Source organism: Macrococcus sp. PK, assembly GCF_022501545.1.
GTDB lineage: Bacteria > Bacillota > Bacilli > Staphylococcales > Staphylococcaceae > Macrococcoides > Macrococcoides epidermidis.
This window is the reverse complement of record NZ_JAEPRF010000007.1, coordinates 1-17,057: the sequence shown is the minus strand read 5'-3', so window position 1 is coordinate 17,057 and position 17,057 is coordinate 1. Positions and strand designations below refer to the sequence as shown.

The following is a 17,057-nucleotide window of genomic DNA, read 5'->3' as shown; positions in this document are numbered from 1 at the left end:
GACAATTGCTTGTCATGCCGAATATGTTTTGATTGCGTCAATAAATTCTGGACAGTAATGTTTTAATTTATATGACCCTACACCTTCAATAAGAATCATTTCATCTTTTGACACTGGTTTTTTCGTGGCAAATAACTGCAGCGTATGATCTGAAAATATCGTAAATGGCGGCACAGATAAATCATCAGATAAACGTTTACGCACATCCTTTAAAGTTTTGAGTAATATTTCATCCACTGTTTCAATCGTAGTGATTTTTACACGTTCATTATAAGATGCGTGCTTGTAATATGTCATCACCTGCTTATCTCCGGTTAATATTTCTCTAGCACTTTCGTGACAAAATAGTTTACCTTGCTGTTCAATGATATATCCATTGAATAATAACGTTTCGATAAAAGACTGAATTGCATTTGTAGGATAATTTTTCAATAATCCAAATGTACTGAGCTGATGGTATCCCGGATGCGTCACTGAATCATCTTCCTCACCATGCAATACTTTAGTAATCAATAATTTATGAACCGGTTGCTTTATACGAATCATACAGCTTAATATTTTCTTTGCTTCAGTCGTCATATTATAATTTTCTATTTCATGTATACAGTTAGAACATTTCCCACATTTATTAAGATGTTCATCAGGGTTAAAATAATGAATAATGGTCGACTGTAAACATTGTTTCGTCTTTGTATATGCGATCATCTTATTTAGTTTTTCTTTTTTTAGCTCCTGCACATTTTCATCATTGCTCGTCTCGATAAAAAACTGCTGTAATTTAATATCCTGCTCACCAAACATGAGTAAACATTCACTATCTAATCCGTCACGTCCCGCACGACCTGCTTCCTGATAATAACTTTCGATGTCCTGAGGTAGATTATAATGGACAACGTAACGCACATTGGATTTATCGATTCCCATGCCAAAAGCATTGGTAGCAATCATGACTTTAACATCATCTTTAACAAACTTTGATTGATGTTCATCTTTCATATCTTTATTTAAACCTGCATGATAGATGACATGATCAATAGCTTCTAAATGTAGCACTTCACTTAAACTTTCGACTTGTTTTCTCGTATTGGCATATATAATGCCTGAATCTTCTTTATGTGTTCCAATGAATTCTAATAGTCGCTTTTGCTTCTGATACGTTGGGTCGATCATAAACTTTAAATTATCGCGTTTCGTACTTGTTTCAATCACATATTGGTTTTCAATATATAATAAATTACATATATCTTCTTTGACATCCACAGTTGCTGTTGCAGTAAGCGCCATTATAGTAAACGGATGCGGTAAGCTCATTACAGCTTTGATCGATTCGCGATAGCTTGGTCTAAAGTCGTGTCCCCACTTTGAAATACAGTGTGCTTCATCAAAAGCTATCAAATTGATATTTAATTGGTACAACAAATGAATAAAATGACGTTGATTAAATCGTTCAGGTGCCACATAAACAAACTGATAATCACCGTTTATCAAACCCGTTTCTATCTGTTTTGTTTCCTTTATTTTTTGTGTTGAATTTAAAAATGCCGCATGAATACCACTCGCATTCAAGCTATCAACCTGATCTTTCATCAAGGAAATCAAAGGACTTATCACAAGCGTTAATCCGCCTTTTAATATACCTGGTATTTGATAACAGATTGATTTACCTCCACCTGTCGGCAAAATACCTAATGTTGCATGATTATCCAATGCATTTTGAATCAATTCGCTTTGACCAGGTCTGAACGTTTCATAACCATAGTACTCTTTTAATACTTTCTCCATGATTTACTCCATTCGCTCACTTAATTCGTCCCATTCTTCATAGTATGCTTCATATTCCTCTTCCAAAGCTTGTCTTTCATTCGTTAATTGATTGAGTTTATCATAATTTGTCGTCTCTGCTGCAATGGATTGATCGATTGCTTCTAACTTAGTTTCCAGTGTTTCAATTGCTTCAGATAGAAACTCAAAACGACGTTTATCTTTATAAGATACACGTGTTGATTGCTTAGCTTGTTCTGGCATTGCTTTCTCCTGAACAAGCGCTTCCTGTTTCTTCTGCTCATCTGCTATTTGTTTAAAACTTAAATAATCGTTAAAATCTCCAAGTACTTTATCAATATGCTGATGATTAATAAACCAGTATGTATCCACTACTTTATTTAAGAAGTAACGATCATGACTAACAGTAATGACTGCACCACTAAAACTTTCTAAATAATCCTCTAAAATCGTTAATATCTCTGTATCAAGATCATTTGTCGGCTCATCCAGTAATAAAACATTTGGTCCTTCAATCAATATACTGAGTAGATATAATCGTTTACGTTCTCCACCACTTAAACGATGAATATATGTACCATGCATACTTGAAGGGAATAAGAATCGTTCAAGTAGTTGGGTAACAGATATTTTTTCTCCAGTCGATGTCGTTGCAGCTTCTGCCTTTTCACGCAGGAAATCGATGACACGTAAATCCTGATTTAACTTAACATCTTCCTGTTTATAATAACCGAGCTTCACTGTCTGACCTGTGATCATCTCTCCGTATGTTGGCTTCATTACGTTTGCAATAATATTTAGCAATGTAGATTTTCCAGTACCATTTTGTCCGACGATACCGATACGATCTGATGTTTGAACGATTGTGCTGAAATCTTTAAATAAGATTTTATCTTCAAACTGCATTCCGATTGATTCGAATTCAAAGACTTGTTTCCCTAAACGTTTGTGCGCAAGATTGATTTCCATCGTCTCTTTCGTTTGATGCTGTTTAACTTTATCCTCAATATTTGCGAAACGGTCAATACGTGCCTGTTGTTTTGTAGTACGTGCCTTTGCACCTTTTCGCATCCAGTCGAGCTCTTGTTTGTATAGCTGTTTCTCTTTTTGTTCCTGTTTGCTTTCAATGATTTCTAATTCTGCTTTGTGTGTGATGTAATCGTTGTAATTACCTTTATATAAATAAAGTTTTCCGTTTCTTAGTTCGACGATACGATTCGTTACTTCATTCAGGAAATAACGATCATGTGTCACAACTAATACAGACTTTTTATACTGTTTAATAAACGTAATCAACCAGTGAATCGATTCGAAATCAAGATGGTTTGTAGGTTCATCAAGCAGTAATAAATCTGGTGCTTTTAAAAGTGACTTCGCAAGTGCTACACGTTTTTTCTGACCACCAGAAAGTGAGGTAATGGGCTGAGATAAATCTTTTATACCAAGCTTCGTTAAGATTGATTCTGCTTCAGCACGATAACTGAAACCATCAAGCTGTTCTATTTGTTGTTGAATAATACTTAACTGTTCAATAAGTTGATCATTCACTTCTGTTTCCATTTGCTTGAGCAGTGCATCATACTTTTTAAATTTCTGCATAACCGGATGTGTTTCATCGATAACGTTATCCACGATTGAAAGCGACTCATTTAACTCTGGTTGTTGCGCTGCATACTCAATTGTAAAATCTTTCGGATGCGTTACTACGCCATGATGATCTTCTATTTCTGCAATACACTTCAGAAGTGCACTTTTTCCTGTGCCATTTATACCAACAAGTGCAATTTTATCTCCAACAGAAATGCTTAATGATATATCATCAAATACTGTTTTAAGACCGTATTGTTTAGTTAAATTTTCTATTTTATATGCTTCCATATTCGCTCTCCTCACATATAATACATTTCACTATCTCATAGTATGATATTCAAATTCGATATTCTGGTTTGTTTTTTTATGATATAGTAATGTATTATAAACTTCAGTATTATATTATACACTTTTTTACCTAAGGAGGTACACATGTTCGAATGGTTTAGTCAATTATCTCCTGTTGCTCAAGCTGGAATAGCCGGTTTATTTACATGGTCTATGACTGGACTTGGTGCAGCAGTTGTATTTTTATTTAAATCTGTAAATATGAAAGTATTAAACACAATGCAGGGATTTGCTGCAGGTGTTATGATTGCAGCATCATTCTGGTCACTATTAGCACCTGCAATTGAATTCAGTGAAGAAAATGGACAGATTCCCTGGATTCCTGCAGCAATCGGATTTCTATTAGGTGGTGTGTTTATCAGATTACTCGATGTCATCATCCCACATATCCATCCGAAAGCTCAGCCTAGCCATATGCACGAAGGTCCAAAAACGAATTTAAAGAAGTCAACTTTACTATTCTTAGCGATTACTATGCACAATATACCTGAAGGACTTGCACTTGGTGTTGGTTTTGGTGGTGTTGTTTCAGGCAATGAACAGATGCTCCTAGCAGCAATTGGTCTTGCTATCGGGATTGGCATTCAGAATATTCCTGAAGGAAGTGCTTTATCATTACCGATACATGGTGACGGCAAATCAAAATGGTTTTCTTTTAATATGGGGCATGGATCCGCAATCGTAGAGCCTATCTTTGCAATGATCGGTGCTGGTGCTGTGTTATTAATCACCCCGATGTTGCCCTATGCATTAGCATTTGCTGCTGGCGCGATGATATTCGTTGTCGTTGAGGAGTTAATTCCTGAATCACAATCTGGAGATAATACGGACCTTGCAACTTTAGGTTTGATGCTAGGTTTTACAATCATGATGATATTAGATGTGTCGTTAGGATAATCATTACATAGAAAAAGACGAGGAAAATTTTCCTCGTCTTTTTGTATTTTATTTTTCTTTCCCTTTAGTACCATTGATGTACTCATATTTTGATGGGTCAACTTTTTTGAAGTCTTTATTTTTATAGAAGCGTAATAAGTCACCATTTAATAATGAATCTGACATTTCTAATTCTTTTTCTACACTTCTTTTAATTTCAACTGCTTGTTGCTTTTTAGCTTCATCTTCAATCGGTAAGTTCGTTTTATTATCATAATAAACGCCATTGATAGATTTAACTTCTGGACTAATAAAGTCACCATTTCTAAACACGACAGTATCTTTATGCGCTTTAGAAAGTAAGTCTGTACCAAACATAACGTATGGTTTAGCATCAATTCCTAATAAGTGTAATAGCGTTGGTGCGACGTCGACTTGTCCGGCATACGTATGATCAACTCTTCCTTCTATGCCTGGTACTTTCATAAATAATCCAGTACGTTGTAAATCCATAAATTTAGTAGGCGTAATCTCTTCACCTAATAATTTTTCCATTGCTTTGTTATGATTTTCAGAAATACCGTAATGGTCACCGTAAATAATGATTACAGAATCATCATAAAGACCTTCTTTCTTCAAATCATTGATAAAATCACGTACAGCTTCATCTAAATAACGTGCTGTCTGAACATATCCATCAACTGTTGGATTGCCTGTATTCGGTGAATCAATCGTTGCTTCTGTCTTATCAATAGTGAAAGGATAATGATTCGTTAACGTTATTAAATGAGAATAAAATGGTTGTTTTTCTTCTTTTAAGAATGGAATAGATTCATCAAAGAATTCTTTATCTTTAAGACCTAGATTTTCTAGATTCTTCTCAGACATATCATAATACGATGCATCATAAAACTTATCTACACCGAAGTGTTTGTAAATTTGATCACGGTTCCAGAATGTTTTGTAGTCTCCGTGCATCACTGAAGTTGAATATCCTTGTTGTTGATGCATGATTGCTGGTAATGACTGATATGTGTTATCGCCTTTTAAGCTGAAGGCTGAACCTTGAGGTAAACCATATGTACTGTTATCCATCGTAAGTTCTGAGTCACTCGTCTTACCTTGTCCAGTTTGATGGAAGAAATTATCATAATAGATAAAATCCTTTTGTCCACTTGCTAGTGAATTTAAGAAAGGTGTTACTTCTTCACCATTGACTTTGTAATTAATTAAGAATGTCTGGAAACTTTCTAAATGAATTTTAATGACATTTTTCTCTTTAGCAATCCCAAATGTTGCGCCATTTGGTGCAGCATATTTTGTCTTTGTATAAGATTGTACTTTTGCTAAGTCATCTGAACTTGCTAATGCTTTTTGCTGGTTATTTTGAATCGTCTTTACCCCGTCATATACCGTAAAATTAAACGGTCCTAAATATTTTACTAAATATTTATGATCAAATGTTCTTGTTAAAAGCTCTGGTCTGTCTGTTTCAGCAAATGCTAAGTTTAAGAAAAATAATGAAATTGAAACTCCCATTAATACAGGGACATATTTTTTCTTAAATGATTTAGTTGATAACTTCTCTTTTCTAAACAATAAAATAAACAGAAAAGCAAAAGTATCAATAAAGTATACAAAATCATACCACTCAAACGAACTCCATAAAGCCCCGCTCATTGATTCAACATTACTTACTTGATTTAATGTACTGAAAGTAATGAAATCCGAGAAAAATCTAAAGTAAACGACATTAGCATACAATAAGAATGTCAGTAAGAAACCACCAATAAACACAAACCAATAAGATTTTCTACCTTTAAAAAATAGAAAAACACTTAAGATTAACGCTACTAAACTATAAGGGTTCATGAGTAATATTAAATTTTGAACGAGTCCTTTAACACCTAGTGACAAATCAATATAATATGCAAAATATGTTTTTAGTGAGACAGCAAGTACTGTCAACAAAAAAAACATAAATATCGATATTTTCTTTTCTTTCATACGTTTTCCTCCATTAAACAAACATTTCTTTCGTGATGCTATTTATAATATTAATCATAACTTAGTTACATTTACACTTTATTATATATTGTAACATAAACGTAATGTTTTTTCTGTGTACAATATATTAATTTATACCGTTTCCACAAAATTTTCAAGTGTTTTTACTTCATAAGTATCTTTTTCGTGTAAAAAGTGACCGAATTGTGACAAACTTGTCTATACATTCAATTCCTTTTGATGGAGAAACTCAATTTGTGCTAATACCGTCTTTAGCCAGTTTTCATAACTCTTTTGTTGTCGTTCTAATTCACTTTTGGAAACCCATTTAAAGTACAATTTTGACCCAGGTTTCTTTTGGGAAAGTTTTGGTAAATGATACGGTGCAATATTAGCGATATATGAGAAATCATTGTCCTGATGCATACTCTTTAATACAATAACAAGATCCCCGTCCTGTGTGAGCTGTAAAGCGCCACTTTGTTTTATACGGATATCTGTGGTGCATGCTGGACAATTTATCATATTCCCTTCAAGAATAAAGCCGGTTCTATCAAACCGATTCGTTACGATATAAATATCTTCCTGTAATGCTTGTTTCGTTTCACCTGATAATTCATTCTCACTTACTGACTCCAGATGAAAAACATCTGAATAATAAATGCGTGCCAGTGAATAAGCATCAATACCCCATGTCGTTTCTTTTCGTTTCGCTATATTTTCGAACAATTTTTTCTGAAATGGTGTGTAACTACGCGCCAATTCAAAACGAGCACCTGCTTGAATAATATAATCTTCTGTATCTTTTAAACGACAACTATCGATTTGCAGACCACCGGCAATTGCCATATAAACACGTGTACCTTTTTTAGGTTGACCAAAATAAAGCGTTTCTCCTCTTTCCATAAGATGCACTTTCATTGGCATAATACGTCTTTCATCAGTATAAGCGTAAAACTCAGCTCCCATTAAAGCGATTAACGTCGGTTCACGAAAGTGTATGGTCGGCGCCTGGAAAGTCATTTCAATCGTTGGTGTATTAACCGGATTACCTACTAATGCATTTCCTAATATATGAGATAATGCATCACATGGGCCATCTAAAGATAATGAAGCATTTTCTTTAGTTTCTAACTGTTGAAAAGTTGTATAAATACCTGCTGTTTGAAATATGATAGACATCGTTATATTTCCCTTCTCATTTAATTTACAATATTAATATAACCTTTACATCGGCCAAAAGTCGTAAAAAAATTCTACCGCTTATGATCGGTAGAATATATTGGTGATATCAATCAATATGGTTCTAAAACAAAAAGCGATAAACGTAACAATTATTATAGATGCGATCATCGTCACATATAACATCACCAGAGCATTATTCGTCTTATCATCTTTAAAAAGTTTGATGATATATCGATTCATTATATAGACTAATAGCGATAAACCTGCTAGTAGAAATAAAATCATGAGGAAATTCATCATTCGCTTCACCTATTTTCGGATTTTACACTTTAATAGCATTTATTATAACGCTTTTGAGTGTATTAATAAACCAGGAATATATTATTTTAATTGTAATGTTACCTGAACCCATTCTCTTAAACTATTAATCATATATAATTTAACTTCTCCAGCGCGATACTTTTCAATAAACGTCGCTACTTCAATTTCCGCTTCTTTCACTTCACCACGATCCAGTAGCGCACTTCTCATACATCCATTCAGTATGTAGTCATGCTTTGGGGTATAGTACACCCCTTCACTTTCGATAACCGCATTGCCAATATTAAACTCAAGTAGATATGTATCATCATGAAATAATGTTAAGCCCTCAGATTCATATTGACTACGCACTGACGTTTTATTTTGATGGAACGCTTTTTTATTAAAATGCATCAAACGTAATGCGGCATTATGATTAAATGTGACAATGGACTTAATTGATGAAGAAATATTACCATTACAATCAACTGTGATTCGCAACATGAAAGGTTCAACTTCTTTTATATCATGAAAGGTTGAATCAAAGAGACTATCTAGTTCATTTTCATCATAATCAATCTTAAAATGATTCAATGCTTTCATCATTCGAGCTTTATGATACGCTTTTCTTTTAATTTCTCCACGTTCAACACGCATCGTTTCAATAAGATGGAAATCATCTGGTAAAGTTACGCTTGTATCACGGATATAATCTAGTATTTTGGACTTAGCTACCATTTCGTCATACTCAAGTTCAGGATTCGAATCAATTGTGATTCCTCCACCGACGCCATACGTCACTACTTCCTCATTATGATTATATTCAAGCGTTCTAATCGGTACGTTAAAGATTGCAACTTCATTTGGTACGATTAAACCAATTGTGCCGCAATATACTGAACGTTCTGTGTCTTCAAGACGATTGATGATGTTCATCGTTGACTGTTTCGGTGCTCCTGTGATCGAACCACACGGAAACAATGCTTTCATGATATCATATAAACCTTTGTCTTCTAATGTAGCAGTGATTGTTGAAGTCATTTGGTAGACCGATTTAAATCGCTCAATCGTAAAGAGATGTGGTACCTTTACACTACCTTTCTTTGCGATTTTACTCAAATCATTGCGTAATAAGTCGACAATCATCACATTTTCAGCTCTATCTTTGACTGATTCTTTTAAAAACTGAAAGTTTTGTGTGTCTTTCACTGGATTGCTGTCCGTTGGCATCGTACCCTTCATCGGTTTCGTCAGAACCTCTTTTGTGCTGAAATCATACTGAAAGAAAAGTTCTGGCGAGATACTGACGATTGTTTGTGTGTCATCTTCAATATATGCGGTATAATCACCATGCTGCTTTGAGAGCTTTTCATAAACGTGATAAAGATTGCGTTCATTATTCTTCGCCAGCAGTCTTGTCGTGTAATTCACCTGATATGTATTGCCTAATCTGATTTCCTGCTGAATAGCTTCAATCTGTTTTATGATATGTGCTTTATCATTCATAAATTGAAAATCAAGAGTTATATTTGGTGCCTCTTCATTGAAAGACTTATTTATCACACTCTCACGATTGAAATAATAAAATTTTATTAACTGGTCGCTATCTTTTGTACTAAGCAAAGGATCGAACAATCTACTCGCTTCATATTTCATCACTGTAAGCACAATATATCCACTTGTTTCCGCTTCACGCAGTGCTGCTTCAACTTTATCTGCATCGTTAACAACAACAATCTTAAATGGTTGTTCGAACTTAAAATGATAGTTCCTATCTTTTTCAGCAATATATTTAAAGTTAATTTCAGCTTTCATATATATCTCCTTTAATGAATGATGCTAACATCTTTAATCCATCAGTTGTAAGAATCGATTCCGGATGAAACTGAATGCCGTAAATCGCTAACGCTTCATGACGAATACCCATAATAATGTTATCTTCTGTCCAGGCAGTCTTTTTAAGTGGTAATTCTACTTCTCCATTTTGCCCTAACGAGTGATATCTAGCTACTTTTGTAGGTGAAGCAATGTCTTTAAAAATCATATTACCATCATGAAAGATATCTACCTGATGACCGTGTACCGGTCTTAACTGCTTTATTACATTATTATAATGCATCATAATAACCTGAAACCCTAAACAGACACCAAGTATCGGTATTGTTCCACCAAATTTATCTAAAATGTCATGCGCCAATTTCGCATCTCTAGGATGACCTGGTCCTGGCGATAAAATAATATGCGATGGATTTATTTTTCTTATATCTTCTATAGTGATTTCATCTATTGTCTTTGTCACGACATTTTCATCTAACTGCTCTATGTAATGCACAATATTATATGTAAACGAATCGTGATGATCAATCATAAGTATCATTTAAATGCCTCATTTATTTTTTTAATGGAAAACGCTTTTATTGATTTAATGATTTTATTATAGCTGTAATATGTTATAATGAGAAACGAAATTTAATAAGAGGTTCCTAGCACATACCCTCTATAAAAAACTAGTTTGACATCTTGCTAGGGGAAGGTGTCTTTTTTTATTGAAAAGAGGAATTATAATGGAAAAACAATTAAACAACAACAAAGCACTTGTCGTATTCAGTGGTGGACAAGATAGTACAACTTGTCTATTCTGGGCGATGGAAAGATATAGTGATGTTGAAGTTGTGACATTTAATTATGGTCAACGACATGCTCTAGAAATTGATATCGCCAAACAAATTGCAAATGAGCAAGGCATAAAACATCATATTTTAGATATGTCATTGTTATCGCAGCTCTCACCTAATGCATTAACACATCATAATGTTGCAATCACTCATGATAATAATGTTCCGAATACGTTTGTGCCGGCACGTAATTTATTATTTATGAGCTTTGCTGCAGCACTTGCTTATCAAATAGAAGCAAAACACATTATTACAGGTGTATGCGAAACAGACTTCTCAGGATATCCTGACTGTCGGGATAACTTTATAAAGTCATTAAATGTAACGATAAATTTATCGATGGATGTTAATTTTGAAATTCACACACCTTTAATGTGGCTCGACAAGAAAGAAACATGGGCACTCGCTGATGCACTCGGTAAACTAGATTACGTTAGAAATAAAACGCTCACTTGTTATGAAGGGATACCTGCAGACGGTTGTGGAGAATGTCCAAGCTGTAAACTTCGTAACAAAGGTCTCAATGATTATTTAAATGAAAAGGAAGTTTTATCATGATGCAACAGATATATCCTCAAGTTAATCATAACTATGCGTTTGAATTAAATAAAGATATGAACTTTTCAGCAGCGCATTATATTCCTGACGAACGCGCTGGTGTATGTAGCAGAACGCATGGACATACGTACTTTGTCAATGTGACAATCGCTGGCAATCACTTAGATGAAATGGGTTTCTTAGTGAATTTCAGAGATATTAAATCCATTATTAATGATACATTTGATCATACTCTAATCAATGATTTACCCGAGTTAAAAGATAAAATGCCATCAACAGAACTTGTCGCGAAAACCATCTTCGATATGATTGACAATCATTTAAATACACTGCCACATGCACCAAAAGTGTTACAAGTCTTCTTACGCGAAACACCAACAAGCTATGTTATTTATAGAGGTGTACGATGAAAATACCAGTACTCGAAATATTTGGCCCTACAATACAAGGTGAAGGTGCTGTTATCGGCCGTAAAACAATGTTTGTTAGAACAGCTGGCTGTGACTTTAAATGTGATTGGTGTGATTCAAAATTTACATGGGATGGTAGCGCAAAAGATGACATTGAAATGCTTACAGCAGATATTATCTTTGAACGCCTGCAGCAACTCGCACCGAATAACTTTAATCACGTAACGATTTCCGGTGGTAATCCTGCATTAATTAAAAATATTGCTGCACTCGTCGAATTATTACACGCACATAATATAGAAGTCGCACTTGAAACACAAGGGAGTAAGTTTCAGCCATGGATGACTGAGATTGATCAATTGACACTAAGTCCAAAACCGCCAAGTTCAAAGATGCAACAGGATATCAATCAACTCGATTTTGTCATCAATCAATTAGAATATAATAAAGTCTCGTTAAAAATAGTAATTTTTAATGATGATGACTATAAATTTGCACAGATGATTCATCATCGTTATCCGAATATAAAATTTTACTTGCAGGTTGGTAATCCATATTTAGATGAAACTGTTAATGACCACACAGAAAAATTACTCGCTAGATATGAAGCATTGATTGACAAAGTGATGCAGGATAATACGATGAATGATTGCTATGTTTTACCTCAACTACATACATTATTATGGAGTAATAAAAAAGGCGTTTAATCTATGCATTAAACGCCTTACTTGTTATAATTCATTTATGTGGCTAAAAAAGGAGGTAGAAATGATGGAAAAAGTAATATTACTCAATATTTTGATTACATGCACCTTATTTCTATACTTCTATAAAAAAGAATTAAAACCTTCCTATATACCACTCATATTTAGCAGTTTGCTTGTTACGCTCATCAACTATCCTGTGATAGGAACAAGTAACTTTATATCAAAGACAGTTGTATTATTTGTAATGGTGACAAGCATCGTTCATATTTATTTAAGATATTATCATTATGAACATTATCATATTTATATTCATAATCGTTTCATACATTTGATATTTGCGATAATATTTAATATATCTATACCATTTATCTTGATAACATCACCACAATCTATCTATCAATCTAGTGCATATTTAAGTGTGTCAGTTTTTATACTTGGATTGATTCTATATCAGCTTTCAGAAATTGATCGCCCTGTACGTTGGTTCCAAATCGAACGCATCAATACATATCGCTACATTAAACACCCGAAGCAACTAGGTGAAATATTTTTTGTAATAAGTTATTGCTTACTCACGCTATTTCTACCATATAGTTTCTTCTATGTCATTATCGGAATAACATACATATTCTATATAAAGAAAAACCACCTATTCAAGGAAACCTAAATAAATTGCATATAAATGTTTATACAATTTTCGTACGGGTATTAACTACTATAAGCAAAAGCTTATTATGTTTTTATTCTATACTTAAATTATTAGGAGGTTTATCATATGGGCTTAATTATTATGTTAATTGTTGGTGGACTTGTAGGTTGGGTTGCCGGAATGATTATGGGAACTGATATCCCAGGCGGAAAAATTGGTAACATTATCGCAGGTTTACTTGGCGCATCTATAGGTGGCTATTTAATCCCAGGATTCGGACCTGAATGGGGTGGCGTTCATATTATTCCAGCATTAGTTGGTACAATATTATTAATCGCTATCGTGTCTATCGTTTTACAAATGATGCACAAACGTCGTTAATAAAAAAAGCCCATTTGGGCTTTTTTTTATGCATTAATTTAAATATTGTGTGATAAAAATTCCAACAAAGACTGTTATAAATACTGCATTCGCAATTTCTGCAATACCAATCTTCATTGGTTTCATCTGTTTACCATAAAATAAGACTGCTCTTATTAAACTTGGAATAAATGCGACACCTATCAATGGATGTACAATAAATGCGAGTAACAGCCCTATTAAGTGATAACTAAATGAAATATATTTATATTTAATATTTTTCTTCTCACGAATCATCGTCTTCACATAAAATGTTGTTCCTACAAAATAAAGAAAACTAATCAAAAAGATATAACTCATCTTTGTATCAAATTGACCTTCTCCGATAAAGTATGATAGTAATCCCGCAATCGAAAAAATTATAATTGCACTAAAGTCATTAAGTAGATGACGTTCATTACGTTTAGAGGCAAAATATAAGTTAATCGCTCCAAACGGAAGCATTGCAGCGAAAAATAATAATATACGGTAATCATATAATACAACAGGAATAAGCAACACAATAGCAATCGTTAAAAATAATAGACTTCCTTTAATATAGGCAAAATTTTTCTTACGCTGTTTGACATAAAATAATACATTATCGATAAAGAAGAAGATCATAAACCAGGCAGCAAAAAATAATAATTGATACACATTAAATTGACTTGCAAACATTCCGAACAATACCGGCATAATAATCATTGCCCATGCACCGTGTTGATTTGGTTTTTTAAATTTCATCATTATCACCTCAACACCTATTGTACTAAAAGGTGTATATAAAATACCTCTTTAAATATATCAATTTAATGACGATATTAAAGAGGTATGAAAAATATGAATAAACATTAGCAATTATTTCAAATCTCCCATATTCACTACATCAGGATCTTTAAACTGTCTTTCATTCTTGTTTAGTGTATCAATTGCTTCTATATCCGCTTCATTTAATTCGAAATCAAAAATATCATAATTCTCTGCTATTCTTTCAGGATTGCTGGATTTAGGAATAACGATACGACCACTATCAATATGCCAGCGTAAAATAATTTGAGGCACAGTTTTGTTATATTGCTCTGCGATACTTTGTAATACTTCGTTATTAAACATATCGCCACCTCGCATTAACGGACTCCATGCTGTCACTAAAATATCCTGCGCCTCACAATACGCTTGTAAATCTTTCTGATTAAATATCGGATGATATTCGATTTGATTGACTACAGGTTTAACTTTAGCTACTGCTAGTAATTTTTCCAGGTGATGTTGTTTAAAGTTCGCAACCCCTAAAGATTTTATCTTACCTTCAGCGTATAACGCTTCCATCGCCTGATAACTTTCGATAAATAGATCATTATCCGGACATGGCCAATGTATTAAATATAAATCGATATAATCAAGTCCTAACTTCTCTAAAGAATCATTGAACGCTTGCTTAGTATTCTCATAGCCTTGATCATCATTCCAGAGTTTCGTTGTCACAAATAAAGATTCACGCGGTACACCACTATTTTTCAATGCTTTACCAAGAGACGCTTCATTAAAATAAAAGTGTGCTGTATCAAATGCTCGGTACCCTGCTTTGATTGCAGCGTCAACTGCATCCTGCATCTCTTCATCCGTTATTTTGTATACACCTAGCCCTAACATTGGCATTTCAATACCATTGTTTAATGTCACTGTCTTTGTCATATGATTCACTCCTTTACTTAATAGTACGACTAACATATTATTTATTCAAAAGTTATGTGTTTATATAAGCGAAGAAATCAATTGTTTTGTATAATGAAAGTGAAATAATATATTGGAGGCGACTATTGTGAATAACCACGAAATTGATTACAAGATTTACGGCGATGATATGCAATATGTAGAAATCGAATTAGATCCGAACGAAACTGTCGTTTCAGAAGCTGGATCAATGATGATGATTAATCCATCGATTGAAATGCAAACTATCTTTGGTGATGGTTCTTCATCAGGTGGCAGTGGATTTATGGATAAATTATTTGCAGCAGGTAAACGAACGTTAACTGGTGAAAGTTTGTTTATGACAACATTTACGAACCGTGGACACGGCAAAGAACATGTATATTTTGCAGCGCCATATCCAGGTAAAATCATTCCTATAGATTTATCTGAAGTTGATGGGGAATTTATTTGTCAAAAAGATGCGTTCTTAGCAGCAGCTCAAGGTGTAAGCGTTGGTATTGCGTTCCAAAAACGATTAGGTGCAGGCTTCTTCGGTGGTGAAGGTTTTATTATGCAACGTTTGCAAGGTGACGGTATGGCGTTTATTCATGCAGGTGGTGCAATCATGCGTAAGAATTTACAACCCGGTGAAGTATTACTTGTCGATACAGGATGTCTTGTAGGTATGTCTAAAGATGTTGATTATGATATTCAAACCGTGCCAGGACTTAAAACAAAATTGTTTGGTGGCGAAGGTATCTTCTTAGCAAGGCTACAAGGTCCAGGCACTGTATACATTCAATCTCTACCATTCTCTAGATTTGCATCAAGAATCTTTGCTGCAGCACCAGTGACAGGTAAACAAACAGGCGAAAGCGGTATCGGTGGATTATTCGATATGTTTAGTGATTAATTGATTAATTATAATATTTGAAAAAGCATCCCTTGGTTGTAGTGAACCCAAAAAGTTGAACTTTTTATTAAGCTACTTTCATTAAAGCAAGATTTCTGTATTCTACAGGAGTCTTGCTTTTTAATTTTCTCTTCTTTCTGACGAAATTATAATATTCCATATAATCATTAATTTCCTCTTCTAACTCATCATACGAATCAAATGATTCACCATAAAACATTTCTTGTTTCAATATTCCAAAGAAATTCTCCATTGGAGAATTATCTAGACAATTACCTTTTCTAGACATGCTTTGAATAATTCTATTCTTTTTCAAAGATTGTACCCAAGATTTATGCTGATATTGCCACCCTTGATCGGAATGGATTGTAGTTCTATAGGGAAGGTCTGGAATTACATTAATTGCTTTTAACAATGATTCCATAACGAATTCCAATGTTGGACGCTTACTAATTGAATAAGAAATAATCTCTTTCGAACATACATCAAAAATTGTTGACAGATATAGCTTAGTTCCATTTTTAATGTTGAATTGTGTTACATCAGTAAGTAATTTTTGATATGGGCGATTAGTTACGAATCTGCGATTCAATTTATTCTTAGCTGTTTTGCCAACTTTCCCTTTGTACGACTTATATGTTCTATTTCTATGCTTAAACTTTGTACAAAGTAAATTATTTTCTCTCATTATTCTAAGAACTTTTTTATGGTTAACTACAAAACCTAACTCTCTTAGTTCGTCGGTTACTGTACGATAACCTATCCTATTTTTATGTTTGTTAATGATTTCTTTAATCAAAGTAATTAAATAATTGTCTTTATGTTTAGTGACACTAAGTCGTAATTTCCAATAATGGTATACACTTTTCGCTATCATAGCTACTGATAATATTTCTTTTAACTTATAGTTAGATTCATTCCTTAACTCAATAATAGCAGCTACTATTTCTTTGTTTGATTTTT

The 17,057-nt window shown here is 33.7% G+C and carries 16 protein-coding genes; 7 read left to right on the top strand and 9 right to left on the bottom strand.

Annotated elements, in window-relative coordinates; all coding sequences use genetic code 11:
* Positions 1-12: 12 nt before the first annotated feature.
* Together recQ and JJJ02_RS05705 are read right to left on the bottom strand one after the other, a co-directional pair.
* Positions 13-1,785: a DNA helicase RecQ gene (recQ, locus tag JJJ02_RS05710; RefSeq protein ID WP_240838091.1), complete on the bottom strand. Its 1,773-nt coding sequence runs from the start codon at positions 1,783-1,785 to the stop codon at positions 13-15.
* On the bottom strand, positions 1,786-3,660 hold the full coding sequence (locus JJJ02_RS05705) for an ABC-F family ATP-binding cassette domain-containing protein (RefSeq protein WP_240837919.1): 1,875 nt from the start codon (positions 3,658-3,660) through the stop codon (positions 1,786-1,788).
* Positions 3,661-3,804: 144 nt separating this feature from the next.
* Between JJJ02_RS05705 and JJJ02_RS05700 the strand changes: the two genes are divergently transcribed.
* Positions 3,805-4,617, top strand: a complete 813-nt coding sequence (locus JJJ02_RS05700; RefSeq protein ID WP_188018212.1) for a ZIP family metal transporter — start codon at positions 3,805-3,807, stop codon at positions 4,615-4,617.
* 48 nt (positions 4,618-4,665) lie between these two features.
* Here the strand turns inward: JJJ02_RS05700 and ltaS are convergent, their stop codons facing one another.
* The 4 genes from ltaS to JJJ02_RS05680 form a co-directional block, all read right to left on the bottom strand.
* Positions 4,666-6,603 carry a polyglycerol-phosphate lipoteichoic acid synthase LtaS gene (gene ltaS / locus JJJ02_RS05695; RefSeq protein WP_239242357.1) on the bottom strand — a complete coding sequence of 646 codons (1,938 nt, stop codon included), beginning with the start codon at positions 6,601-6,603 and terminating at the stop codon, positions 4,666-4,668.
* A gap of 219 nt (positions 6,604-6,822) precedes the next feature.
* Positions 6,823-7,785 carry a 5-oxoprolinase subunit C family protein gene (locus tag JJJ02_RS05690; RefSeq protein ID WP_111714261.1) on the bottom strand — a complete coding sequence of 321 codons (963 nt, stop codon included), beginning with the start codon at positions 7,783-7,785 and terminating at the stop codon, positions 6,823-6,825.
* A gap of 384 nt (positions 7,786-8,169) precedes the next feature.
* Positions 8,170-9,903, bottom strand: a complete 1,734-nt coding sequence (locus JJJ02_RS05685) for a bifunctional chorismate-binding protein/class IV aminotransferase (protein WP_240837917.1) — start codon at positions 9,901-9,903, stop codon at positions 8,170-8,172.
* Positions 9,893-10,465 carry an anthranilate synthase component II gene (locus tag JJJ02_RS05680; RefSeq protein WP_239242360.1) on the bottom strand — a complete coding sequence of 191 codons (573 nt, stop codon included), beginning with the start codon at positions 10,463-10,465 and terminating at the stop codon, positions 9,893-9,895. The genes JJJ02_RS05685 and JJJ02_RS05680 overlap by 11 nt, the downstream gene beginning before the upstream one ends.
* A gap of 187 nt (positions 10,466-10,652) precedes the next feature.
* Here JJJ02_RS05680 and queC point away from each other — a divergent pair, with 187 nt between their 5' ends.
* The 5 genes from queC to JJJ02_RS05655 all read left to right on the top strand — a co-directional run bounded on the left by queC (position 10,653) and on the right by JJJ02_RS05655 (position 13,468).
* Positions 10,653-11,321, top strand: coding sequence for a 7-cyano-7-deazaguanine synthase QueC (gene queC, locus JJJ02_RS05675; RefSeq protein ID WP_255724803.1), 669 nt, complete (start codon positions 10,653-10,655; stop codon positions 11,319-11,321).
* Entirely contained in the window at positions 11,321-11,731 is a 411-nt protein-coding gene (gene queD, locus JJJ02_RS05670; protein WP_239242471.1) for a 6-carboxytetrahydropterin synthase QueD, read from the top strand. Before queC ends, queD begins: the two co-directional genes overlap by 1 nt.
* A complete protein-coding gene (queE, locus tag JJJ02_RS05665) occupies positions 11,728-12,438 on the top strand; it encodes a 7-carboxy-7-deazaguanine synthase QueE (RefSeq protein ID WP_111714256.1) in 711 nt (236 codons plus the stop codon). The genes queD and queE overlap by 4 nt, the downstream gene beginning before the upstream one ends.
* A gap of 64 nt (positions 12,439-12,502) precedes the next feature.
* Positions 12,503-13,105: a hypothetical protein gene (locus tag JJJ02_RS05660; protein WP_239242361.1), complete on the top strand. Its 603-nt coding sequence runs from the start codon at positions 12,503-12,505 to the stop codon at positions 13,103-13,105.
* 108 nt (positions 13,106-13,213) lie between these two features.
* Positions 13,214-13,468, top strand: coding sequence for a GlsB/YeaQ/YmgE family stress response membrane protein (locus JJJ02_RS05655; RefSeq protein ID WP_111714255.1), 255 nt, complete (start codon positions 13,214-13,216; stop codon positions 13,466-13,468).
* Between the two features lie 33 nt (positions 13,469-13,501).
* On the opposite strand, the gene JJJ02_RS05650 is transcribed toward JJJ02_RS05655, so the two are convergent.
* Complete coding sequence (locus tag JJJ02_RS05650; protein ID WP_239242362.1) at positions 13,502-14,230, bottom strand: YwiC-like family protein; 729 nt, start codon at positions 14,228-14,230, stop codon at positions 13,502-13,504.
* A gap of 114 nt (positions 14,231-14,344) precedes the next feature.
* Positions 14,345-15,181, bottom strand: coding sequence for an aldo/keto reductase (locus JJJ02_RS05645; RefSeq protein WP_239242363.1), 837 nt, complete (start codon positions 15,179-15,181; stop codon positions 14,345-14,347).
* Between the two features lie 127 nt (positions 15,182-15,308).
* Between JJJ02_RS05645 and JJJ02_RS05640 the strand changes: the two genes are divergently transcribed.
* Positions 15,309-16,094, top strand: a complete 786-nt coding sequence (locus JJJ02_RS05640) for a TIGR00266 family protein (protein WP_111714252.1) — start codon at positions 15,309-15,311, stop codon at positions 16,092-16,094.
* A 67-nt stretch (positions 16,095-16,161) separates the two neighbouring features.
* On the opposite strand, the gene JJJ02_RS05635 is transcribed toward JJJ02_RS05640, so the two are convergent.
* Positions 16,162-17,057, bottom strand: an 896-nt coding sequence (locus JJJ02_RS05635) for an IS3 family transposase (RefSeq protein WP_240837915.1), incomplete at its 5' end; no start/stop codon positions are given.